Origin of the sequence: Microbacterium sp. CBA3102 (genome assembly GCF_007954505.1) — a bacterium.
GTDB classification, from domain to species: Bacteria; Actinomycetota; Actinomycetes; order Actinomycetales; family Microbacteriaceae; genus Microbacterium; species Microbacterium aurugineum.
The window spans coordinates 677,230-700,397 of the sequence record NZ_CP042412.1 but is presented as its reverse complement, the minus strand read 5'-3'; the positions used below and the strand labels follow the sequence as shown (position 1 = coordinate 700,397).

Below are 23,168 nucleotides of genomic sequence, written 5' to 3'. Positions count from 1 at the left end.
GTGGGCGCGATTCAGGAAATCGGATTCGCGCTCGGAGGTGGGCTCGGGATCGCGGCGTTCGGCACCATCGCCGCCGTCCTCGTCACCGGCGGCTTCGTCGTGGCAGTGCTCGTGGCCGCCGTCGTGGTCGTGGCGGCCGCGGTTCTTCCGGTGGTGCGGCGCGGAGTCCGTCGACGGGCCTGAGTCTCATCCGGTGCGATCGACCCGAGGGCATCGACGGCCTCGAGCCCGCCCGTCACCAGTGCGACGACCGCATCGAGGGTCGCATCCGCCGACAGCACGCGGGTGTGGCCGAGCCCTTCGGTGCGGAGCAGGCGGGAGCGCTCGCCGTGGGCCTCGTGCAGACGCAGGGAGTCGGTATCCGGCATCCGTCGGTCATCGCGGTCGTGCACGACCAGCAGTGCGGTCTCTCTCGGAAGCGGATGCCGCGCGGCGTCGTAGCGCGCCGAGACCGTGGCCCGGTCCAGACCGAGCCGCCGATGGAATCGCTCCGTGAGCCTCGCGGTCGTCGCGGGATCGAGGCGGAGCTCTCTCGCGAACTCCGCGAGGAAGGCGTCGGGGCCAGCCGCACCGGCGATCGCGGCGACGGCGCCGGTCGGCACGGTCGATCGGGCCACGGTCACGGCGGCGAAGGCGCCGAACGAGTGCCCGACGATTGCGGCGAAGGGTCCGTGCACGGCGTGCAGCTGCTCGGCGGCGTCCACCCAGTCACGCACATCGGTGCGACCGCCGCCGGAGGTGCCGTGCGCGGGTGCGTCGAACGCGATCACACGGAACCCCTCCGCGACCATTTCGCGCACGAGCGGGGTGAACTGTGAGGCTCGGCCGCGCCATCCGTGCAGGAGCAGCACCGCGCGAGGGCCGCCGCCCCACTCGTAGGTGGACACCTCGATGCCTCGCACGTGCAGGGTCCCGCGGCGCGCGTCGTCGAGTGTCGGGGCATCGGCCTCGCGCACCGGCATCCGCGGGGAGGTGGTGAAGAAGAGGCGGTAGGCGAGGTCGCCCGCGAACGTGGGCGAGACGCGGGCGGCGGCATGGATGGTGCGGGTGAGCAGTGCGGGGAGGGACGGCATGGGGACTCCTTCGCCAAACAATACGAACGATCATACGTATACTAGGCGAACGATCGTTCGTATACTAGAGGCATGTCGATTCATGCGGTGCAGGACGGACGGCGAGCGCGTGGTGATGCCTCGCGCCGCATCGTGCTGGACAGTGCGACCGATCTCGCCTCCGTCGAAGGACTCGACGGGCTGACCATCGGCCGGCTCGCCGAAGCCTCCGGGTCGAGCAAGAGCAGCATCGCCACGCTCTTCCGGAGCAAGGAGGGCCTGCAGCTCGCCACGGTCGAGGCCGCGCGGGAGATCTTCACCGCGCAGATCGTCGAGCCCGCCCGGGAGCATCCGCGGGGTGTTCACCGCCTCGCCGCGCTGCTGCGCAACTCCCTCGCGTACTCGAAGGAACGGGTCTTCGCCGGTGGGTGCTTCTTCGCCGCCACGGCAGCCGACGTCGACTCGAAGTCCGGACCCGTGAGCGATGCGGTGCGTGCGGCACTGGTCGACTGGTACGGCTACCTCGAAGCTCAGATCCGCCACGCGGTCGCCGTGGGGGAGATCGATGCCGACGCGGAGGTTCTCGCCTTCGAACTGGTCGCTTTGAACGAGGAGGCCAATGCGCGCTCGCTGCTGATGGACGATGAGCGCCCCTACGCGATCGCGGCCGCCGCGATCCGCGCTCGCCTCCGTGCTGCCGGCGCGGCGGAGTCCGCGGTGGCGCTCCTCGACCTCTGACGCCGACCCCAGGCGCCGACCTCGGACGCCGACCCCAGGCGCACGAGACGCCTCACCCGCTGTCGGATGAGGCGTCTCGTCGATGGTGGCCGGAGCGTCAGGCGTCGCGACCGCGGGTGAAGCCCGCCTCGAAGCCGCGTTCGAACGCGTGCTGCGCCATCCGTCCGGCGCGAGGGTGGCCGTGTCCGTGTCCGTGTCCGTGTCCGTGGCTCTGCGCGTGAGCGTGCCGTTCGCCGTGGCCGTCGTCGTGACGGCATCCGTACTCGGCGTCCATGCCCGGGCCGAAGCCCCGGCGGAACGGGCGTCCGAAGCCGTGCCGGGCTCCGCGACCATGCCGGGGGCTGCCGAAGCCGTGCCGACGTCCGCGGGGCAGAGGGGTCTCCTCGTCCCAGCCGAACGCGCGCGCGATCTTCTCCAGCGACGCGAGGGTGGTGGCCATGTCCTCGGGGGATACGGCGTCGGCGACCTTCGCGCGGATCTCGTCGACGATGGTGCCGAGGCGATCCTTCGCCGCGCGGCCTTCGTCGGTGAGCGTCCAGTCCTCGCCGTCGGCGGCGATCCAGCCGCGCTCGATCAGGTCACGCAGCTTGTGCGCCTTGAGTGGGCGATCCGGGGCGACGGTGCCGTCGACGGCATTGAGCATCCGCCAGTCGCGGCGGTTCGCGTGCTCGCGGTCGAAGGCGGTGGCGAACTCGGCCGCCATGAGGCGGTCGGCGGCCTTCAGCCAGTAGCCGAAGGGGCGGCTGGTGTTTTCAGGGTTCTGTGATTCAGAGGTGTTCATGGAAAGTCCTTCATTGTCGGGGTGCATGTGTATGTCACAGTGCATGTGCATGTAGTGTGACATGCAGTAACGATGCATGTCAAGTCGCATGTAAAATCGGAGGGTGACCACCGACAAGAACGAACCCGCGGAATCGGATCCGGCCGAAGCCATCGCGCAGGCGCTGTCCCGCCTACGAGGGCGTCGTCCGGGCGATCGGGGGCACGGCGGGAGAGGCGGTCCCCACGGTCGGCACGGCGGGCCGCAGGGGACTCACGGCGACGACGTGCACGACCACTTCGATCACCACCGCGGCCATCCGGGCATGCCGCCGTGGATGGCCGACCCGTCAGGGCGCCTCGGTGGTCCTGCACGCATGCGGATGCTCGAGGCGCTGGCCGCGGCGGCGACTCCTCTCAGCGTGAGCGACCTCGGTGCCGCGATCGGCGTCGATCAGCCGCGAGCGTCACGGCTCGTCCAGCAAGGCGTCGAGCGCGGCTATGTGCGCCGCGAGGCCGACCCCGACGACGCGCGGCGCACGCGTATCGCACTGACCGACGAAGGCCGCCGCCTCGCCCGCGGCATGCGTGGTGAGCGTCGCGAGATGCTGACGACCGCGCTCACCTCATTCACCGACGAGGAGCGCGTCGAACTCGCCCGGCTGCTCACAAAGCTCGCCGACAACTGGCAGCGCTGAGCCGGTCAGGCCGACGCGAACCTGACCGACGGTCCCGACCGACGATCCTGACCGACGATCCGTGCACAACTCAGGAAGAAATCGGCGCCCCGCCGTCTGAACGCCCCTGAAGGTGTGGTTTCGGCCCGTTTCTCCGGAGTTGTGAACAGGGAGCCTTCCGTCAGCGCGGCGCCTTCACCGGCAGCAGCAGGAGGAAGCCGGCGAGCAGCACGATCACGATGCCCAGGATGCCGAAGGCGGTCTGACTCGTCAGCACGATCAGCAGGGTCCAGGCGCCGGAGGCCATCCAGCTCGCCGCGCGGCCCGTCGTGGCGTACAGGCCGAAGATCTCGCCCTCGCGGCCGGCCGGGGTGACCCTGGCCAGGAACGACCGGGCCGCTGCCTGAGCCGGTCCGACGAATGCGCACAGGATGAGGCCGCCGACCCAGAAGACCATCGACCCGGCGTCCCGCAGGAAGAACACCGCGAGGCCCGCGACGATCATCGAGCCGATCGAGGCGAGGATGATCCGCTTCGGTCCGAGTCGATCGTCGAGTCGCCCTGCGGCGATGGTCGAGACTCCGGCGATCAGGTTCGCCGCGATGCCGAAGATGATGATGTCCTGCGTGCCGAAGTTGAAGACGGCCGTCCCGATGATCGCACCGAAGGCGAAGACGCCGCCGAGTCCGTCACGGAACACCGCGCTCGCCAGCAGATACCAGAAGGTGGGCCGGGTCTCCTCGTTGCGGTAGAGCCCGGCGACGTCCTTGACCAGGAGGGGGTAGGAGGCGAAGAAGCCGACCTTGCGCTCCGGGCGTCCGAGCGAGGGCTCCGGCACATTGAGGAAGATCGGGATGCTGAAGATGATCGCCCACACCGCGCAGCCGACCGCGATCAACCGGTAGGCGAGTCCGTTGTCGGTGGACATCCCGAACCAGTCGAAGGTGTCCAGCACCACGACGATCACCAGCGCGATGATGCCGCCGAGATAGCCGAAGCCCCATCCGAGACCCGAGATGCGGCCGACGTTCCGAGGGGTGGCGATGCCGATGAGCATCGCGTTGGAGTTCACCGCCGCGATCTCCTGGAACACGGTCGCCGCCGAGATGAGCGCGACGCCCAGCCAGAACAGACTCGGGGCCGGCTCCACGAACCACAGTCCCAGCATGCACAGGATCAGGGCGCCGGTGCCGATCCCGAGCCAGAGCTTCTGCCGACCGGCGGCATCGGCGCGCTGTCCGAGCACCGGCGCGAGGAGCAGGATGCCGAAGGCCGCGATGGTGGATCCGAGGCCGAGCCCGGATGCGAGGTCCGCCTCCGCCGCGAGCCGGGCCGGATCGTCTTCGCTCAATGCCGCGATGTCGGCGGGGAGGAAGGACTCGCTGACCAGGTAGAGCGCGGTGAAGACGAACGTGAGGATGACGGTGTTGAACGGTTGCGTCGCCCAGTCCCACAGCGCCCACGAGTAGACCTGCTTCCTGGGGGCGGGGGTCTCGCCGCGCAGATCGAGGCCGACGACGGCGACGGCACCACTGTTGGCGGTCGCTGCGGGCTCGGGGACGCCAGGGCGAGATTCGGGTTCGCTCATGGGGGAAGTCTGGCGGCCTCCGGTGAACGTCCGGTGACGGCGCGCCGCGTCGACACGCCCGGTGCGGGATCAGAAGTGCGCCTCCGACGGCCCGCAGCGGCGCGTTTTCGAGCCCGCACCGGTGCGGGGGCCGCGCGGAGGGGGCTCAGTCCGTACGGAGGGGGCGGAGCGTGCGGGCGTAGTCCTCCTTCAGGACCGCCAGGTGGAGCCAGGCTTCGATCCGCGTGACGCCGGGCAGCGCGCGCAGGCGTTCGAGGCTCGCATACAGCGCACCGGCCGAGGGCTCGACCAGCGTCGCCACCGCATCGAACCGCCCGAGCGTTCGTGCGGCGAAGTCCACCCCGCGTCCGCGCCGGAGCTCGTCGATCACGGCCCCGTCGTCGTCTCCGAGCGTCATCCCGACTCCCATCGACAGCTGCCGGTGCGCGAGCCCGCGTGCCTCGACCGCGCTGATCTTGATGACCCCGGCGTCGATCAGTCGCTGCACCCGGGTGGCGACGGCCGAGGGGGAGAGGCGCACTTCCTCACCCAGAGCGCGGAAACTCTCCCGTCCGTCCGCCTGGAGTCGCTCGATCAGGGCTTCGTCGATCATGTCGAGGGTGACGTCACCGTGGTACTCGGAGACGAAGAAGCCCTTGATCACGGTCGAGTAGATGATGGTGCTGATGTCGTGCACGCCGTCGATCGCACGGATGAGCGCGAGCAGATCGTGCAGCTCCGACATCGACCCGACGCGCACCTCGGTGACCACGTCGTGCGAGCCCCCGACCGCCGAGACCAGCACGGTCTCGCTCATGTCGCGCAGGTGCTCGGCGACGTGTTCGACCGTGCCGTCGGTGCGGAGGGAGACGTGGGCGAGCACGTGCTGCCCGAGGAAGACCGGATCGACGGCCGCGACGACCCGGACCGTGCGGTCGGCGAGCATCGTCCGCAACCGCGCCGCGACCGCCGCCCGCGACTGTCCGAGCCTTTCGGCGAGTGAGAGGATGCTGGCACGACCGTCTTCCTGCAGCGCGCGGATGAGTTCGGCGTCGAAATCCATGGTCGCCCTCGATTCGTCAGATTCCCGCGAACGCACGGATCGCCGCGCGCTTATTCAGTCTAGAAGCGCTTGTGCTGTCGAGAAGAGAAACATTGCATGTTTTCATGATCAGAAATCCAGTGAATACTCATTCTCGCTGGAGTTCTGACCTTGCCGACGGCTCCGCACGTCCGTAGCATCCTTCGCTATCCGACATCTTCCGCAAAGGAGCGGGCACCCTCATGACCTCCACACCCAGCACCGGTACCCACAGCCGGGCACGACGCGCCGGCATCGCCGCCTTCGTCGGCACCACGATCGAGTGGTACGACTTCTACGTCTACGCGACCGCCGCGGCGCTCGTCTTCGGTCCGCTCTTCTTCCCGAGCGGCGACCGACTCGCCGAGACCGCAGCGGCCTTCGCGACCTTCGCGGTCGCCTTCCTCGTCCGCCCCCTCGGCGGCATCATCTTCGGCCACATCGGCGACAAGCTCGGACGCCGGGTGTCGCTCGTCATCACGCTGCTGATGATGGGCGCGGCCACGGTGCTCGTGGGCTGCCTGCCGACGTACGAGAACATCGGCATCCTCGCCCCGATCCTCCTGATCCTGCTCCGTGCGGTGCAGGGCCTCGCGGTCGGCGGCGAGTGGGGCGGCGCGGTGCTCATGAGCGTCGAGCACGCCCCCGAGAAGTCCAAGACCTTCTACGGCGGCTTCACGCAGCTCGGCAACCCGGCCGGCGCGCTGCTGGCGTCGGGAATCTTCGCGATCATGACGCGCATGGGCGACGACTTCATCATCAACGGCGGATGGCGCATCCCCTTCCTGCTCTCGATCGTGCTGGTCGGCGTGGGGTTCTGGGTGCGCTACCGCGTCGAGGAGTCCCCGGTCTTCGAGGCGAAGATCGAGGGCCGCAAGCAGTCGATGCCGCTCGCCTTCGCGCTGCGCACCAGCTGGCGTCCGATCCTCCTCGGCATCGGCATCCTGCCCATCTCGACCGGCGGCTACTACCTGGCCACCACCTTCGCCACGGCGTACGCCACCGGCGACACGGTCGCGATCAGCGAGCAGGTCATCCTCGACGCCATGACGATCGCCTCCTTCGTGGAGTTCGTGGTGACACTTCCCGTCGCCTGGCTGGGTGACAAGTGGGGCCGGAAGAACGTCATGTACCTGGGCCTGCTCACCTCGGTGCTCACCTTCGTGCCGTTCCTGCTGATCCTGCCCGGCCGAGTCGAACCGCTCATCTTCCTGTTCGCCTCCCTGGTGCGCATCGCGATGAGCGCCACCTACGCGCCGATCGCCGCCCTGCTCTCGCAGATGTTCCGTCCGCAGGCCCGCTACACCTCGATCGCGCTGTCCTACGGCGTCGGCGCGGCGGTCTGGGCCGGGTTCTCCCCGTGGTTCGCGACCCAGCTCATCGCCTGGACGGGCAGCATCTGGTCGGTCATCGCGATGTTCATCGGTATGGCCCTCATCGCCGGTGTCTGCACGCGTCTCGCGCCGCAGCACTCCGACGAGGCCCCCGTCACCGCCTCCTTCACCGCCCGCACCGACACGACCGCGAACAGGCTGCCATGAGAAAGCTCACCCCCTTCGACCGCTCCGCGCAGGAGACACCCGTCCTCCTGACGGCGCAGGCGATCCACACCGCGGATGCCGCAGCCACCACGGCCACGGCCATGCTGACCGACCGGGGACGGATCCTCGCGATCGGCACCCCCGCGGAGTGCGAGGCGGCGGTCGAACGGGCGGGGCTCTCCCCAGAGCGCATCGACCTCGGTGACGCGGTCGTGGTCCCCGGGTTCGTCGACGCCCACGCGCATCCGCTCATGTTCGGGCAGATGATGACCTGGGTCGACTGCGGACCCGAGAAGGCCGGCAGCATCCCCGAGATCGTGGCACTGCTGAAGGCGGCGGCCGCCGACCTGCCCGCAGGACGGCCGGTCCGCGGCTACGGCTACGAGCAGCGGAACCTGGCGGAGAAGCGGCACCCCACCCGCTTCGAGCTCGATGAGGTCGCGAGCGATCGCGAGGTGTACCTCATGAACGCCTCCGGCCACGGCGGCGTCGTGAACTCGTACACCCTGCAGGCGGGCGGCGTGGACCGGGACACCCCGAACCCCGACGGCGGCGAGTTCTTCCGCGATGCGGAGGGCGAGCTGACGGGTGAGCTGTCGGACGCCGCCTGCAACATCCTCACGGGCGTGCACGGCGTGAAGATCGGCCACCACGGTCCGAACTTCCACCTCGCGGATGAACCGGAGGAGCACCTGCGCCAGCTGGATGCCGCGACGCAGCGCTTCCTCGCCGGCGGTGTCACCTCGATCGGCGACTGCCAGGTCACGCGCCGCGAGTTCGACATGTACCTGCGTCTCGCCGAGGCCGGGCGCCTCGAGCTGCGGGTGTCGATGTACCTGCTGTCGCACCTGCTCGATGAGGCGCTCGAGATGGGGCTCGTCGGTCAGTTCGGCAACGCGCACCTGAGCTTCGCGGGCATCAAGTTCTACGCCGACGGGACGCTGGGCGGCTGGACCGCGTACTTCCCGGATGGCTACGTGGGTGACCCCTGCCGCACCGGGCAGTTGTACCACGAGCCTGCCGAGTACGCCGGGCTTATCCGCAAGGCGCACGCCGCGGGCCTGCAGACGGCCACGCACGCGCAGTCCCCCACCGCGATCGAGATGGTCGTGTCGGCGATCGAGTCCGCGCTCGCCGAGCATCCGGATGCCGATGCCCGGCACCGCATCGAGCACTGCGGTCTGCCGACTCCCGAGCAGATCGAGCGGATGGCGGCCTCGGGTATCCGTCCGGTCAACCAGACGCAGCACTACTTCAACTGGGGTGAGGGCGTCGAGGAGGCGATCGGCACCCCGGGTGAGCGCTTCAACCCGCTCGGGGAGTTCGAACGGGCCGGCGTGCCGATCACGATCTCCTCGGATGCGCCGGTCGCGGAGCCGATCCCGCTCGAGGCCATCCAGACCGCCGTCACCCGCGTCACCCGGCGCGGACACACGCTCGGACCGGATGACCTGCGGATCTCCGCGCTCGCCGCCCTGCGCGCCCACACGATCGAGGGTGCCGCGTCGATCGGCCGCGAAGACGATCTGGGCTCCCTCGAAGTCGGGAAGTACGCCGACTTCGCGGTGCTGTCCGGCGATCCGCTGTCCGTTCCGGCCGAGGAGATCTCGGCGATCACCGTGCGCGAGACCTGGGTCGACGGCGTTCGTCGTCACCGGGTGTGAGGATGATCCGATGAACTCCGACACCACGACGGCTGAGCAGTACGCCGACACCGCGGGCCGGGCGGTCCTGGAGACCATCCGCGCCTACGGTGTGACCGCGATCTTCGGCATCCCCGGCACCCACAATCTGGAGCTGTACCGGCCGCTCGCCGAGCTCGGGATCCGTGCCGTCACGAACCGTCACGAGCAGGGCTCCGGCTACGGGGCCGACGGCTGGGCACAGCAGACCGGACTCCCCGGCGTGGTCATCACCACGTCCGGCCCCGGCCTGCAGAACGCCATGAGCGCGATCGGCACCGCGTTCTGCGAATCGCGACCCCTCATCGTCCTCTCCCCGGGAGTGCCGCTCGGCGCCGAGTTCGCCGATGTCGGCACGCTCCACGAGACGAAGGATGCCACGGCCATGGTCGGCGCGATCGCCGAGTGGTCGCGTCGGGTGACCAGTGCCGCCGAGGCGGTGGATGCCGTCCATGATGCGTTCACGCTGTTCCGCACCGGGCGTCCCCGGCCCGTGCACATCGAGATCCCCCTCGACGTGCTGGAGGCGCCGGCCGAGGTCTCCGCCGAGGCGCGCCGGCCCCGCCCGGTCGCGGCGCGCGCGTCCGGGGATCCGGCAGCGCTCGCCGAGGCGGCACGTCTGCTCGTCGTCGCGAAGACCCCGGTGATCGTCGCCGGTGGGGGAGCGGTGGATGCCACGCACGAGGTCACGACCCTCGCCGAGCGACTCGGCGCTCCGGTGCTCACCACCCTGAACGGCAAGGGCGTGGTCGATGAGCAGCACGCGCTCTCGCTCGGCTCGAATCTGCGCCTCGCTGCGGCCCGCGCCGTCGCGGAGGATGCCGATGTGCTGCTCGTGGTCGGCTCGAAGCTCGGTGAGGCAGAGCTGTGGGCGCCGCGGCTCGAAGCCCGCGGATCCGTGATCCGGGTCGACATCTCGCCGAGGCAGCGCGACAAGAACCTCGCCGCGACGGTGGGGATCACGGGCGACGCGGCTGCCGTCGCGGAGGCGCTGCTGGCCGTCGTCCCGGACGAAGCCCGCCCGCCGCGCGACCTCACCGCCGAGCGGAGCGCGATCGCCGCCGAGATGCGCGAGACCGCGCCCGAGGCGGTCGCCCTGGCCGAGATCATCGCCGACGCCCTTCCCGAGGATGCGATCGTCGCGGGCGACTCGTCCCAGATCGTCTATATGGCGCTGGGCAGCGTGCTGCAGTCGGCCCATCCGCACTCGCTGCTCTACACCCCCACCTACGCGACGCTCGGCTACGGCCTCCCGGCGGCGATCGGCGCCAGAGTCGCGCAGACGGAGCATCCGGTCGTCACGGTGATCGGCGACGGCGCGCTGATGTTCTGCGTGAACGAGCTGGTCACCGCGGTCGAGCAGCGTCTCGACGTCACGATCGTGTGCGTCGACAACGGCGGGTACGCCGAGATCCGTCAGAACGAGATCGATCGGGGCATGACCCCCATCGGCGTCGACCTGGTGCAGCCCGACTGGGCGGCGCTCGCCACGGCCTTCGGCGCGACCGGGCGCCGGGTGGAGCGCCGCGAGGACATCGCCTCGAGCATCCGGGCCGCGATCGCCGAGGGCGGCGTGCAGCTGGTGCACCTCCCGCAGAGCGCCCTCTGAACTCCGTGACCTCCCTCTCTTGACCTCCCCGACGAACAGGAACGAGCCATGACCGAGAACGTGGGCCCCATCGACGCGTCCGTGAACCCCCGCTACTCCGGTATCGCCACCTTCGCGCGGCTGCCGCGGATCGAAGATGTTCCGCGCGCCGACATCGCGGTCGTGGGCATCCCGTTCGACTCGGGCGTCAGCTACCGACCGGGCACGCGGTTCGGTCCGTCGCACGTGCGCGAGTCCTCGCGACTGCTGCGGCCGTACAACCCCGCGCAGGACGTGTCGCCGTTCGCGATCGCACAGGTCGTGGATGCGGGTGACATCCCGGTCAACCCCTTCGACCTCACGGAAGCCGTGACCGAGGTCGAGCGCGCGGCCCTGGCCCTCGGCGAGCAGGTGCAGCGCATCGTCACGATCGGCGGGGACCACACGGTCGCGCTGCCCCTGCTGCGCGCGGTCGCCGCGAAGCACGGCCCCGTCGCCGTGCTGCACTTCGACGCGCATCTCGACACGTGGGACACCTACTTCGGGGCACCCGTCACCCACGGCACCCCCTTCCGTCGCGCGAGCGAGGAGGGACTGATCGACCTCACCTCCAGCTGCCACGTCGGCACGCGAGGCCCCCTGTACTCGAAGCAGGACCTGGAGGACGACGAGCGCCTGGGCTTCTCGATCGTGTCGAGCGAATACATCGAGGAGCACGGCGTCGAGGCCGGCATCGCCCGCATCCTCCAGCGCATCGGCGACAAGCCGCTGTACGTGTCGATCGACATCGACGTGCTCGACCCCGCCCACGCGCCCGGCACCGGTACGCCCGAGGCCGGGGGGCTCACGAGCCGGGAGCTGCTGAGGATCCTGCGTGCCCTGACGTCGCAGAACATCGTCGGCGCGGACGTGGTCGAGGTGTCGCCTGCCTACGATCACGCGCAGATGACCGGCATCGCCGCGAGCCATGTGGTGTACGAGCTCGTGACGCTGCTGGCCGCCCGCCTGGCGTCTGACTCTCAGTAGAGCGCCGCGAGAAGCTCGGCGAACAGTTCCTCGGGGTCGGCGTCGACGCGGCGTCGGGTGAACCACTCGCAGATGTTCACGCAATCGCGATGCAGCAGGTCGAGTCCCTGCGGGTTCGCGATGATGTCGACGATCTGCGGCAGGTCGATCACCCGCACCCGGCCCTCATGCACGAGCAGGTTGTACGCGGAGAGGTCGCCGTGGGCGAAGCCGGCTGCGGCGAAGATCCGCATCAGATCGACGACCTGCGCGTAGCACTCCTGAAGCGCGGCACGGTCGCCGCGTGACTGGGCGAGCCGGGGTGCGGCCGTGCCGTCGGCGTCGCCGAGGAACTCCATCAGCACCTCGGTGCCGTTCACCTGCACGGGGTACGGCACGGGCGCGCCGAGCTCCCACATCCGGCACAGCGCCTCGAACTCGGCGAAGGACCACTGCGCGGCTGCCACGTCGCGACCGTGGCTCGACTTCTTGGCGAGGGCGCGGGTGTCACGGGTGTTCCGGGTGCTGCGCCCCTCCGTGTACGTCGAGGACCGGTGGAAGCTGCGGTGCTCGGCGCTGCGATAGCGCTTCGCGGCGAGCAGGGTGTGCTGCGCCGGATCACCGGGCACGGCGCGCTCGATCAGGAACACGTCGGCCTCTTTGCCGGTCTTGAGGACGCCCCGCTCGGTGTCGAGCGCACCGGCGGAGGTCACCACCCACGCGGGCCACGGCTCGGGCCCGCGCTCGGACGGGGTGATCGCCGGCCACGTGGACCAGCGCTGGCCCTCACCGGGGTCGACGTCGGCGAAGGAGAGTTCGGTTTCGAGGGTTTCGAAGGAGGAGGCGTCGAACGACGCGGCTTCCGAGGAAGCGGAGGGATCAGACAAGTGTGGCTCCAGGAGGGGAGGCCACGCCAGGATCAGGAGCGGGTGGCCTCGAGGGGAAGGTGGTCGGCGGAAAACGCGACAAAGACCGTGTTCATCTCTTCGGCTCCTTCCGCTCGGGCTTCCCGGGCGCGTCCCGGTGCGTCGTCGAGCATAGGGCGTCCGCGGCGAGCGTGTCCAGAGGCGGTGGTCAACGCCCGACCGGCGGAGTGAGCCGGACGAGCACGCCGTCGCCTTCTCCGCCGGTCGCGACGATCCAAGAGCCACCCGTCCACGCGGCGGCGTTCGCGCCGCACAGGAACGGCAGCGGATGCTGTCCGGCGGCATCGGCGAGGCGGAGGCCATCGCTGCGCGGCGCGGTCGCTGGGCAGTCCCTGCGGTCCTCGACGGCTGCCCGCGCTTGCGCGGAACCACCCACGATCACGCTCTGCGCTGCGGTCCGCTCCGGCGCTCCGCCCCACCACAGCGCCGTCCCGTCGGGAGCGACGGCGACCAAAGGACGGTTCGCGACCTGGGGTTCTCTGCGCAATTCCGTCCCGTCGGCGGCGAGCACGATCCGTGCGGAAGGGGTCGCGAGATACACGCGTCCGGCATCGTCGACATCGATGCCGATCGGAGGGACCCCGGGCCGGGCGCCCGGTGCATCATCGAGTTCGATCGGTTCGCTGTGCAGCAGGCTTCGTGCGCCACTGTCGAGGTCGATGCGGAGCACCTCGTAGTCGAGGTACTCGGCGGGAGGGCGCGGCTGGTACCGCACCACGATCGCGTCGCCGTCGTGCACGGCCACGTCGCCGAACTCGAAGTCTCCGAAGTCGAAGTCGCCGTCGTCGCCCACGTCGTCGCCCGGCAGGTCCCGTGTCGTCATGGTGGTCATGTCCACCACGGAGATCATCGGCATCACGTGAGCGCGATCCCCGCGCAACACCACGAGCTCGGTCGCCGAAAGCGGGGCCATCGCCGAGACCGTCGTGAGCGGGTCGTCGGGTTCGGTGTCGAACCGGGCGAGCGTCTCGCCCCCAGCCCCGACGTGCAGCCACGACCCGGCAGATGCGGTCCAGAATCCGCCCTCCCCATCGGCCGACAGCACGTGCATCCCGTAGGCCAGATCGATCGGGTGCCCGGCCGGCTCAGCGTGCGCCCCGGATCCGGTGAAGGAACTCTGGAAGGGGACGGGCTCCAGCGCCCAGTCGTCCGGACCGACCACGGGTTGCGGGGTGCAACCGGCGACGAGCATGATCCCCGCGACGGTCAGGGCACCGCGCACCGTCCGTCGCCGTGCTCCAGTATCCCGTTCCTGCATGCCGACCACTCTGCGGGGTCCGGCTGAGAACCCGCCGGGATCGCTCCGGACGATCGGTCGGATGCCGCGGACGCCTGGTCGGGCGGCGGTATCAGGATCCTGCGAGCGTGGAACCATGACCACGACAGCCCCCGTTCCCACCGTGTCTTCCTCTGCGGCGCCCCGCATCCGCTACGGCGGGTTGATCGTGCTCATGCTGATGGGCTTCCTGCTGGTCACGGCCGAGTTCCTGCCCAACGGTGTGCTCACCGAGATGGCCGACGGCCTCGGGGTCACCCCGGGCCAGGCAGGACAGACCGTCACCGTGACCGCGCTCGTCGGACTCGTCGTCGCCCCGACGGTCGGACTGATCTTCCCGCGCCTCGACCGACGGTCGCTGCTGCTGTGGATGGCGCTCGCCGCGGCCGTGTCGAACCTCATCGTGGCGATCGCGCCGAATCTGATCATCGTGCTGCTGGCGCGCTTCCTGCTGGGCGCCGCGATCAGCGCGTACTGGGCGATGTCGATCACCGTGGCAGCGCGCCTCGCGGGACCCGCGAATCTCGGCCGCGGCGTCATGTTCACCTCCGCCGGGGTGTCGCTGGCGACGGTCGCGGGCGTGCCCCTCGGCGTCATGCTCAGTGAGCTCATGGACTGGCGGACCGTCTTCGCTCTCGCGGGCGTGCTGATGGTCGTGCTCGCGGCCGTGCTGCGGTTCGCGCTGCCGTCCGTTCCGGCGGAGCAGGCGTCGAGTCTGCGACTGCTCGTCGACACCCTGCGCCGCCCGGGCATCGGCCTCGGCATGGTCGGGCATGTGCTCGTGGTCCTCGGGCACTTCCTCGCCTACACCTACGTGCGCCTCGCGCTGGAGCGCATCCCCGACGTCGACGCCTCGACCATCGTCGTGCTGCTCGCGCTGTTCGGCGTCGGCGGACTGCTCGGCAACATCACGATCGGGCTCGTCATCGACCGCACGTTCGCCTTCTTCGCGGTGTTCGCGCCGTTGGTGATCGCCGTGTCGGTGACCGCGATGATCCTCTTCTCCGGATCGATCGTCGGCGTGGGCATCGTCGTGCTGGTGTGGGGCTTCTTCTTCTCGTCCTGGCTGATCGTCGTGAACACCTGGGTCGGACACCGGATGCCCGATCGGCTCGAAGCCGGGGGCAGCCTGGTCGTCGTGGGGTTCCAGGGCGCGATCACGCTCGCCGCCGGCATCGGTGGACTGCTCGTGGACACTCTGAGCGTCGAACTGGTCTACGTGATCGGTGCCGTCGCGCTGCTCGCCGGCGCGGTGCTGTTCGGCGCATCGAATCGGGTCAGCAGCAGAGCCTGACCCGGGCGGGTGCCGCTCAGGCCGGGACCGGAGTGCGGTTGGTGAGGCGCCAGGACGAGGGGGTCTGCCCGGTGCGTCGTCGGAATGCGCGGCTGAATCCCTCGTCCGAGGCGTAGCCCAGCTCGCGGGAGATGTCCGAGACGGAGCGTCCGGCATCGAGCATCCGCTTCGCCGCATCGACCCGCACCTCGGTGACGTAGTCGGCGGGTGAGCGTCCGACAACGCTGCGGAACCGCTCGGCGAAGGTCGAGCGCGACATCGCCCCGATCCCGGCGAGGCGCTCGACCGTCCAGTCGCGCCCCGGCTCCTCGTGGATGGCGTCGACCACGCGGTCGAGGAAGGGGTCGCTCGACAGGGAAGGCCAGCCGGTGGGCGCGCAGCCGTTCGCCGCCCAGGCGCGGATGACCGACAACAGGACGGTCGTCGCCATCAGGCGGCAGATCACCGGGTCCCCCTGGCGGGCCGGTGTGACCGTGTGGTCGATCACCCCCATGTTCAGGGCGAGGGCGGCGGCGGCGGGCTCCACGGCGTCGAAGCCGGTCACGGTGAGGAACGGGGGCAGCAGTGCGGGCAGGGGTGACGCGACATCTGCGAGCTCGATGTCGGCGATCATGAGGATCGTCTCGTCGTGTGCCTCGAGCGCGAACGGCGACCGGCCGAGGGTCAGGAACGCATCGCCCGTCACGAGCAGGTCATGGCGCGCCTCCGTGTTGTCGAGCCGGAGTCGCCGCGAATCGGGGTCGACGTCGAGACGGCAGCCGTCTCCGAGCGGAGGATGCCCCCGCACGGCGCCCGCGACGATGTAGACCAGGGTGATGGTGTCGGTGGGGATCGGCAGCAGTGCTCCCGCGGTGAGCGAGGATCGGCGTCCGATGCCGACGCGGAGATCGACCGCACCGAGCACGTGCGAGAGCGCATCCGCATCCACTGTCACCATGCCTTCGGCAACGTCGTCGCGCGGGCTGCTATTCCGCCGTCGGTGCGCGAGACGGGTCGCACCGTCTTGACGGACTCAACCATTCGGTTGATTCGAGGGGGATGGAGGGACGGATACGGTGGAAGCACCCCACCCGAGGAGTACCGTGTTCCGCACCCCCGACCTTCTGTACCGAGTCCTCGCGATCGCGGAGGCGATCACCTGGACGATCCTGATCGGCGCGATCATCGCCCGCGCCGTCGGCGCCCCCGGCGTGGTGGTGACCGTGGGTGGAGGCATCCACGGATTCATCTTCCTGAGCTATGCGGCGACGGCGATCCTGGTCGCCCTGAACCAGCGCTGGCATGTCGGGGTCGGCGTGCTCGCCGTCGCGAGCGCCGTCGTGCCCTACGCGACCATCCCGATGGAGATCTGGCTGCACCGCACCGGCCGGCTCACCGGAGCCTGGCGCCTCGCGGCGACTGAGGATCCGCGTGATCGACGGTGGTACGACCGGCTGATGCGGTGGTTCCTGCAGCGGCCGTGGGTGCTCGCGGTGCTACTCGTGGTCGGCATCGTCGCGCTCTACGTCATCCTGCTGCTGATCGGTCCTCCCGGCGGCAAGTGAGCCCGCACACGTTCAGTGCGTGATTCCGCTCAGGCGCGTCGGACGGGCTGCTGCAGTTCGGTGACCCAATCGGGCTGGTCGTCGCCGACGGCGCGGACGTAGAGCTCCCTGCACGGACCGTCGTGCACGAGGCCGCGAGCGAAGATCTCGGCGTGGATCGCCTGCCAGCTCTCCGCTATGTGCCCCATCGAGCCGAGGTGGATGCCGCAGACGGCTTCATCCGCCGCAGGGAGCTCGATGATGTCGAACTCCTCACGCGCGGGGCCCGCATATGTGTAGCCGACGATGACCTCCAGTCCGTCGTCGAGCGTCGTGTACTGGGCGATCGGTGTGGTCAGGGGATGTTCGCCGCCGATGGCGTCCGCCACCGCGTCGAAGGCGGAACCGACCACACCGGCGACGGCCGGCTGATCGGGGACGACCGTGCGGAGGGCGGCGAGCCGGACGGCGGGCAGGGGCTTCTCGACGATCTCGATCCGTGACATGTGCTTCTCTCTCTCGATGAGGTGGAGGCGCCTCTCCACGTCGACGAGTCTCTCCGCGGCGATCCGATGCTCCTGCTCGACCTCTGCGCGGCGGATCCGCAGCAGGGAGGCGATGCGCTCGGCATCGACTCCCCGTTCGAGGATGGCCGAGATGTCGTCGAGGCCGAAGCCCAGCTGGCGCAGGGCGACGATCCGGTGCAGCCTTTCCAACTGCGACGGGTCGTAGGAGCGGTAGCCGTTGAACTCGTCCACGTGGGCGGGCACGAGCAGTCCGGCCGTGTCCCAGTGCCGCAGCATGCGGTGGGTCACCTGGCCGATCTGCGCGAACGCTCCGATGGACAACATATGTCTGTTCTCCCGTCTGCCACCGTGTCAGGGTCAAGTATCGCCTCGGTCCGGTCTGCGGTCGGCTCGTCCAGGGCGGAGGGGAAGGTGCTCCCCGCCCCATTCCGGTATCTTGGTTTCTGGTGCTGATCTGGGCGTTTCAATGTCGGTGGTCCCTGGTTCACTGAAGGTATGACAGCGCTGGCGGATGCGACCCTCGAGCAGGTGGACGCCCTCGCTGCGCTCACCGAGATGCTCGTCGAGGTCGAGCGCACGATCAGCAGTCTGCAGGCCGCGCGAGACGGCATCCTGGCGGTCGGGTCGCGGCTCGCGCTCGATGTAGCCGCGCAGGCGGAGCATCCCGACCACGGAGACATGTCGGCCCGCACGGTCGCCGCGGAGTTCGCCACGGCCCTGCGGGTGAGTGATCGAACGGTGCAGCGCCGGATGGCCGACGCGGCCTGGGTCGTGGAGCACTTCCCGCTGGTCTGGGAGGCGCAGGGGGCGGGTCGCATCAGCGCGGCGCACGCCCGAGTCGTCTGCGAAGCGGGTGAGCACCTCCCCGATGCGGCAAGCCGCGCCGCCTATGCGACTCAGATCATCCCCTTCGCCGAGACCGAGTCTCCCGCTCGTGTCGGCCGAATGGCTCGGCGGGTGGCCGAACGGTTCCAGGCGCGGTCGATCGATGAGCGGCACCTCGATGCGCGGGAGAAGAGATCCGTGTGGGTGAAAGACGTCGGAGACGGGATGACGCAGCTCGGCCTGCTCGGTCCGTCGGCGCTCGTGCACGGGGTCTTCGAGCGGCTCACGCAGATGGCCGAGGCGGTGCAGGAGCACGAGTCCCCGGAGCGTGAGCACCCGGAGTGTGAATCCACGGAGCTCCCGGCTCCCGAGCCGGACGAGCGCACCCTCGCGCAGCGCCGCGCCGATCTCGCTCTCGACCTGCTCCTCACCGGCGCTCCGGCCGGACATGATCGCGGCGAGGGGCTCCTGGCGACGATTCGCGGAACGGTGTCGATCACGGTCCCCGTCACGACGCTGATCGGCGAGGACTCGACTCCGGCCGAGCTGAACGGCCGCACTCCGGTCGACCCCGCGACCGCCCGCCGGATCGCCGGCGCGGCAGCGGGCTGGGACCGGATCCTCACCCACCCCATCACCGGCGCGGTGCTCGCGGTCGACCGCTATCGTCCCGGTCCGGATCTGAAGCGGCATCTGAGGGCGAGGGATCAGCGGTGCCGATTCCCCACCTGCGGGTACGCGTCCGTGGACTGTGACATCGACCATCATCACGAGGCCGCGCTCGGGGGAGCCACCGAGGAGTCGAACCTCGGTCACCTGTGTCGTCGCCATCACGTGCTCAAGCATCATTCGCCGTGGGCGGTCGAGCCCCTGGGTGGTGGCGTCTACGCCTGGACGAGCCCGACCGGCAAGGTCTACGTCGACCGGCCCCGCCCCAGAACACCGTCACGTTCACGGAGGATCCGGCGATTCTCGCGCCCTTCTGAAAAAGTTGAGCCGAGTCGTATCAAGTTGATTTGACACCCGCGAAGCGTCGGCGTACAGTTGAGTCATCGCGACTCAGGTTTCCCTGATCGCCGCAGATTTCCGATCCCAACGAACTTCCAACAAAGGAGAGAACACATGGCACGTGCTGTCGGTATCGACCTCGGAACCACCAACTCCGTCGTCAGCGTCCTCGAGGGTGGCGAGCCCAAGGTCATCGCCAACGCCGAGGGCTTCCGCACGACCCCCTCGGTCGTGGCCTTCACCAAGGACGGGGAGGTGCTCGTCGGTGAGACCGCGAAGCGCCAGGCCGTCACCAACGTCGACCGGACGATCGCTTCCGTCAAGCGCCACATGGGCACCGACTGGAGCTTCGACGTCGACGGCAAGAAGTGGACGCCGCAGGAGATCTCCGCGCGCATCCTCATGAAGCTCAAGCGCGACGCCGAGGCGTACCTGGGTGACACCGTGACCGATGCGGTCATCACCGTCCCCGCGTACTTCAACGACGCCGAGCGTCAGGCCACCAAGGAGGCCGGGGAGATCTCGGGTCTCAACGTCCTGCGCATCATCAACGAGCCGACCGCGGCCGCTTTGGCCTACGGCCTCGACAAGGGCAAGGAAGACGAGCTCATCCTGGTCTTCGACCTCGGTGGCGGAACGTTCGACGTCTCGCTGCTCGAGGTGGGCAAGGACGATGACTTCTCCACGATCCAGGTGCGTGCGACCGCCGGTGACAACCGTCTCGGTGGAGACGACTGGGACCAGCGTCTCGTCGACTACCTGATCAAGCAGTTCAAGGAGACCACGGGCGTCGACGTCGCGGGTGACAAGATCGCGCTGCAGCGCCTCAAGGAGGCCGCGGAGCAGGCGAAGAAGGAGCTCTCCTCCTCCACCTCGACGAGCATCAACCTGCCGTACCTGTCGCTGACGGAGTCCGGCCCGGTCTCGCTCTCCGAGACGATCACCCGCGCGAAGTTCGAGGACCTCACGAAGGACCTGCTCGACCGCACCAAGAAGCCGTTCGAGGATGTCATCCGCGAAGCCGGCATCAAGGTGTCCGAGATCGACCACATCGTGCTCGTCGGTGGTTCCACCCGTATGCCCGCGGTCGCCGAGCTCGTCAAGCGCGAGACCGGCAAGGACGCGAACAAGGGCGTCAACCCGGATGAGGTCGTCGCCGTCGGCGCCGCTCTCCAGGCCGGTGTCCTCAAGGGTGAGCGCAAGGATGTCCTCCTCATCGACGTCACCCCGCTGAGCCTCGGCATCGAGACCAAGGGCGGCATGATGACCAAGCTCATCGAGCGCAACACCGCCATCCCGACCAAGCGCAGCGAGACCTTCACCACGGCAGACGACAACCAGCCGTCCGTCGCGATCCAGGTCTTCCAGGGCGAGCGCGACTTCACCCGCGACAACAAGCCGCTCGGCACGTTCGAGCTCACGGGGATCGCTCCCGCTCCCCGCGGCATCCCGCAGATCGAGGTCACGTTCGACATCGACGCCAACGGCATCGTGCACGTGTCCGCCAAGGACAAGGGCACCGGTACCGAGAAGTCGATCGTCATCTCCGGCGGCTCCTCGCTGTCGAAGGAAGACATCGAGCGCATGGTGCGCGAGGCCGAGGAGCACGCGGCTGAGGACAAGGTGCGCCGTGAGGCAGCCGAGGTCCGCAACCAGGCCGAGACGCTCGCGTACTCGATCGACAAGCTGATCACCGAGAACGACGACAAGCTGCCCGAAGACGTGAAGACCGAGGTCAAGGCCGACGTCGACGCGCTCAAGACGGCGCTGGCGGGCGAAGACGACGAGGCCGTGAAGACCGCGTTCGACAAGCTCAACCAGTCGCAGTCCAAGCTCGGCGAGGCCATCTACGCCTCCTCGCAGGCGGATGCTGCTGCCGATGCTTCGGCTGACGGCGAGGCCCCGACCGGTGACGCTTCCTCCTCCGACGAGGACGTCATCGACGCCGAGGTCGTCGACGACGAGGACGAGAAGAAGTAATCATGACGGACAAGAACTTCGACGAGAACCAGAATCCTGAGTCCGCCGAAGGTCGCAGCGAGGGGTCGGACGCTCAGGCGTCCGGCCCCGCGCCGCAGAACCCGGACTCCACCGAGGCGAAGGCCGCCGAGGGGTCGGACGAGACTCCTGAAGACGGTGTCGATGACGTCACGGTCGATGACATCCTCGGAGCGACGCAGACCGGTGAGGCCGCGGCGGAGGACGCCGTGCTCGCCGACCTCGAGTCGACGCTGCTGAACGACCTCAAGCGCCTCCAGGCCGAGTACGCGAACTACCGTCGTCGCACCGAGGAGCAGCGCCAGGTCGAGATCGAGCGGGCGAAGGGCGAGGCCGCCAAGGGCCTCATCCCGGTGCTCGACGACCTCGACCGTGCCGCTCAGCACGGCGACCTGGTCGAGGGCACGCCCTTCGCCGTGATCGCCGAGAAGGTGCGTGCGGTCGTGGAGCGTCTCGGGGTGGCCGCATACGGCGAGAAGGGTGAGGAGTTCGACCCTCAGCGCCACGAGGCCATCTTCCAGCAGCCGACCCCCGGCGCCGAGAAGACGACGATCCTCGAGGTCGTCGAGGTGGGCTACCGCCTCGGTGACATCGAGCTGCGCCCCGCGAAGGTCGTCGTCGCTGTCCCTGCGGAGTAGGTGATCGATGGCCAGCCAGGATTGGTTCGACAAGGACTTCTACAAGACCCTCGGGGTCTCCAAGGACGTCAGTGATGCGGATCTGAAGAAGACGTATCGCAAGCTTGCGCGGAAGTACCACCCGGACTCCAATCAGGGTGATGCCAAAGCAGAGGCGAAGTTCAAGGAGATCAGCGAGGCCTACTCGGTGCTCTCCGACGCCGAACAGCGCAAAGAGTACGACGAGATCCGCGCGATGGGCTCCGGCGCCCGCTTCACGGCGGGCGGCCAGGGTGCCGGCGGCTTCGAAGACGTGTTCAGCCGGTTCGGCCAGCAGGGCCGAGGGCAGACGGCCGACTTCGAGGACATCTTCGCGATGTTCAACCAGGGGCAGGGTGCGAGCTTCGGAGGCGGACGCTTCGGGCAGCCGAGCGGTGGCTACCGCGGCTTCGGCGGACCGCAGCGTGGTGCCGACGTCACCGCCCGCACGACGCTCGACTTCGTCACCGCCGTGCAGGGCGAGACCATCTCCCTGCAGGGCGATGACGGCAAGCCGTTCAAGGTGAAGATCCCTGCCGGTGTGGCAGACGGACAGAAGATCCGTCTGCGCGGTCGTGGCCGTCCCTCGCCCGACGGCGGGGAGAGCGGCGACATCGTGGTGCAGATCTCGGTGCGCCCGCACCCCGTCTTCACGCGTGACGGGCTCAACCTGCGCGTCGTGGTCCCGGTGACCTTCACCGAGGCGACCCTCGGCGCGACGATCGAGGTCCCGACGCTCAGCGGTGACGTGGTCAAGCTCCGCGTCGCTCCCGGCACCCCCTCCGGGCGGGTGCTGCGCGTCAAGGGCCGCGGTGTGGCGACGGCGAAGGGAACCGGAGACCTGCTCGCCGAACTCCAGGTCGCCGTGCCCACGCACCTCGACGACGCCGCGCGGGAGGCCCTGGAGAAGTTCCAGGAGCTCGAGCCCACGGAGAATCCGCGGGCGGAGCTGATGGCGAAGGCGCGTCGATGACCGAGCGTCGAAGTGGGCACCGGGGTCGGAGGCGTTCATGATGAACGCTGACACCCCGGTGTTCGCGATCGCGGCGGCGGCCGAGCTCTCCGGTCTCCACCCGCAGACCCTGCGGCAGTACGACCGCATCGGACTCGTGGTCCCCGGACGGACGTCGGGCGGCTCGCGTCGGTACTCTGCCCGCAACATCGAACAGCTGCGCGAGGTCGCCCAGCTCTCTTCGGAAGGTGTGAGCCTCCCCGCGATCGCGCGTCTGCTCGACCTCGAAGACGAGAACCGGGCGCTGCGCAACCGCATCGCGGTACTCGAGAGCGCTCTGCGCACCGAGCGCGAGAACCGCCCCGGCGTGCGGGTGTTCGCCGCCGGATCCGCGGGGGTGGTGCCCGTGCCGAGCGGCCGTCGCATCCGCCGCTCGACCGACGTCGTGCTCTGGGATCCGCGCGGACACGCCTAGACACCGATCTCGTGGTGT

Annotated in this window: 21 protein-coding genes; 13 read left to right on the top strand and 8 right to left on the bottom strand. The window is 69.2% G+C overall.

Annotation, left to right across the window (positions count from 1 at the left end; genetic code table 11):
• Positions 1 to 11: 11 nt before the first annotated feature.
• A complete protein-coding gene (locus tag FGL91_RS03440) occupies positions 12 to 1,073 on the bottom strand; it encodes an alpha/beta hydrolase family protein (protein ID WP_153243088.1) in 1,062 nt (353 codons plus the stop codon).
• Positions 1,074 to 1,145: 72 nt separating this feature from the next.
• Here FGL91_RS03440 and FGL91_RS03435 point away from each other — a divergent pair, with 72 nt between their 5' ends.
• The gene (locus tag FGL91_RS03435; RefSeq protein ID WP_153243087.1) at positions 1,146 to 1,790 is read left to right on the top strand and encodes a TetR/AcrR family transcriptional regulator; all 645 of its coding nucleotides are present in this window, start codon (positions 1,146 to 1,148) and stop codon (positions 1,788 to 1,790) included.
• A gap of 97 nt (positions 1,791 to 1,887) precedes the next feature.
• On the opposite strand, the gene FGL91_RS03430 is transcribed toward FGL91_RS03435, so the two are convergent.
• The gene (locus FGL91_RS03430; RefSeq protein ID WP_153243086.1) at positions 1,888 to 2,571 is read right to left on the bottom strand and encodes a hypothetical protein; all 684 of its coding nucleotides are present in this window, start codon (positions 2,569 to 2,571) and stop codon (positions 1,888 to 1,890) included.
• Between the two features lie 103 nt (positions 2,572 to 2,674).
• Between FGL91_RS03430 and FGL91_RS19010 the strand changes: the two genes are divergently transcribed.
• Complete coding sequence (locus tag FGL91_RS19010) at positions 2,675 to 3,247, top strand: MarR family winged helix-turn-helix transcriptional regulator (RefSeq protein ID WP_227991835.1); 573 nt, start codon at positions 2,675 to 2,677, stop codon at positions 3,245 to 3,247.
• Positions 3,248 to 3,407: 160 nt separating this feature from the next.
• Here FGL91_RS19010 and FGL91_RS03420 read toward each other — a convergent pair whose 3' ends face one another.
• Entirely contained in the window at positions 3,408 to 4,814 is a 1,407-nt protein-coding gene (locus FGL91_RS03420) for an MFS transporter (protein WP_153243085.1), read from the bottom strand.
• Positions 4,815 to 4,959: 145 nt separating this feature from the next.
• On the bottom strand, positions 4,960 to 5,856 hold the full coding sequence (locus FGL91_RS03415) for an Lrp/AsnC family transcriptional regulator (protein ID WP_153243084.1): 897 nt from the start codon (positions 5,854 to 5,856) through the stop codon (positions 4,960 to 4,962).
• Between the two features lie 221 nt (positions 5,857 to 6,077).
• Here FGL91_RS03415 and FGL91_RS03410 point away from each other — a divergent pair, with 221 nt between their 5' ends.
• The 4 genes from FGL91_RS03410 to speB are packed head-to-tail and all read left to right on the top strand — an operon-like array spanning position 6,078 to position 11,711.
• Positions 6,078 to 7,415, top strand: a complete 1,338-nt coding sequence (locus FGL91_RS03410; RefSeq protein ID WP_153243083.1) for an MFS transporter — start codon at positions 6,078 to 6,080, stop codon at positions 7,413 to 7,415.
• The gene (locus FGL91_RS03405) at positions 7,412 to 9,079 is read left to right on the top strand and encodes an amidohydrolase (protein WP_153243082.1); all 1,668 of its coding nucleotides are present in this window, start codon (positions 7,412 to 7,414) and stop codon (positions 9,077 to 9,079) included. Before FGL91_RS03410 ends, FGL91_RS03405 begins: the two co-directional genes overlap by 4 nt.
• 10 nt (positions 9,080 to 9,089) lie before the next feature.
• Positions 9,090 to 10,706 (top strand): thiamine pyrophosphate-binding protein, encoded by a 1,617-nt coding sequence (locus FGL91_RS03400; RefSeq protein WP_153243081.1) that lies wholly within the window; start codon positions 9,090 to 9,092, stop codon positions 10,704 to 10,706.
• Between the two features lie 48 nt (positions 10,707 to 10,754).
• Positions 10,755 to 11,711, top strand: coding sequence for an agmatinase (gene speB, locus FGL91_RS03395; protein WP_153243080.1), 957 nt, complete (start codon positions 10,755 to 10,757; stop codon positions 11,709 to 11,711).
• On the opposite strand, the gene FGL91_RS03390 is transcribed toward speB, so the two are convergent.
• Complete coding sequence (locus FGL91_RS03390) at positions 11,705 to 12,577, bottom strand: serine protein kinase RIO (protein ID WP_153243079.1); 873 nt, start codon at positions 12,575 to 12,577, stop codon at positions 11,705 to 11,707. The genes speB and FGL91_RS03390 overlap by 7 nt on opposite strands.
• A 187-nt stretch (positions 12,578 to 12,764) precedes the next feature.
• On the bottom strand, positions 12,765 to 13,874 hold the full coding sequence (locus FGL91_RS03385) for a hypothetical protein (protein WP_153243078.1): 1,110 nt from the start codon (positions 13,872 to 13,874) through the stop codon (positions 12,765 to 12,767).
• A gap of 115 nt (positions 13,875 to 13,989) precedes the next feature.
• Between FGL91_RS03385 and FGL91_RS03380 the strand changes: the two genes are divergently transcribed.
• Positions 13,990 to 15,186 carry an MFS transporter gene (locus tag FGL91_RS03380; protein ID WP_153243077.1) on the top strand — a complete coding sequence of 399 codons (1,197 nt, stop codon included), beginning with the start codon at positions 13,990 to 13,992 and terminating at the stop codon, positions 15,184 to 15,186.
• A gap of 16 nt (positions 15,187 to 15,202) precedes the next feature.
• Here FGL91_RS03380 and FGL91_RS03375 read toward each other — a convergent pair whose 3' ends face one another.
• Positions 15,203 to 16,123, bottom strand: a complete 921-nt coding sequence (locus FGL91_RS03375) for a helix-turn-helix domain-containing protein (RefSeq protein WP_153243076.1) — start codon at positions 16,121 to 16,123, stop codon at positions 15,203 to 15,205.
• 145 nt (positions 16,124 to 16,268) lie between these two features.
• Between FGL91_RS03375 and FGL91_RS03370 the strand changes: the two genes are divergently transcribed.
• Entirely contained in the window at positions 16,269 to 16,730 is a 462-nt protein-coding gene (locus tag FGL91_RS03370; protein ID WP_153243075.1) for a DUF3817 domain-containing protein, read from the top strand.
• Between the two features lie 29 nt (positions 16,731 to 16,759).
• Here the strand turns inward: FGL91_RS03370 and FGL91_RS03365 are convergent, their stop codons facing one another.
• Positions 16,760 to 17,560, bottom strand: a complete 801-nt coding sequence (locus FGL91_RS03365) for a MerR family transcriptional regulator (RefSeq protein WP_153243074.1) — start codon at positions 17,558 to 17,560, stop codon at positions 16,760 to 16,762.
• Positions 17,561 to 17,731: 171 nt separating this feature from the next.
• Between FGL91_RS03365 and FGL91_RS03360 the strand changes: the two genes are divergently transcribed.
• From FGL91_RS03360 to FGL91_RS03340, 5 genes are all read left to right on the top strand, one after another.
• Positions 17,732 to 19,081, top strand: coding sequence for an HNH endonuclease signature motif containing protein (locus tag FGL91_RS03360; RefSeq protein ID WP_227991834.1), 1,350 nt, complete (start codon positions 17,732 to 17,734; stop codon positions 19,079 to 19,081).
• Positions 19,082 to 19,183: 102 nt separating this feature from the next.
• Positions 19,184 to 21,049 carry a molecular chaperone DnaK gene (gene dnaK / locus FGL91_RS03355; RefSeq protein WP_153243073.1) on the top strand — a complete coding sequence of 622 codons (1,866 nt, stop codon included), beginning with the start codon at positions 19,184 to 19,186 and terminating at the stop codon, positions 21,047 to 21,049.
• 2 nt (positions 21,050 to 21,051) lie between these two features.
• Positions 21,052 to 21,705 (top strand): nucleotide exchange factor GrpE, encoded by a 654-nt coding sequence (locus FGL91_RS03350; RefSeq protein ID WP_153243072.1) that lies wholly within the window; start codon positions 21,052 to 21,054, stop codon positions 21,703 to 21,705.
• Between the two features lie 7 nt (positions 21,706 to 21,712).
• Entirely contained in the window at positions 21,713 to 22,696 is a 984-nt protein-coding gene (locus FGL91_RS03345; RefSeq protein WP_131493616.1) for a DnaJ C-terminal domain-containing protein, read from the top strand.
• Positions 22,697 to 22,736: 40 nt separating this feature from the next.
• Positions 22,737 to 23,150, top strand: coding sequence for a heat shock protein transcriptional repressor HspR (locus FGL91_RS03340; protein ID WP_194239355.1), 414 nt, complete (start codon positions 22,737 to 22,739; stop codon positions 23,148 to 23,150).
• Positions 23,151 to 23,168 lie beyond the last annotated feature (18 nt).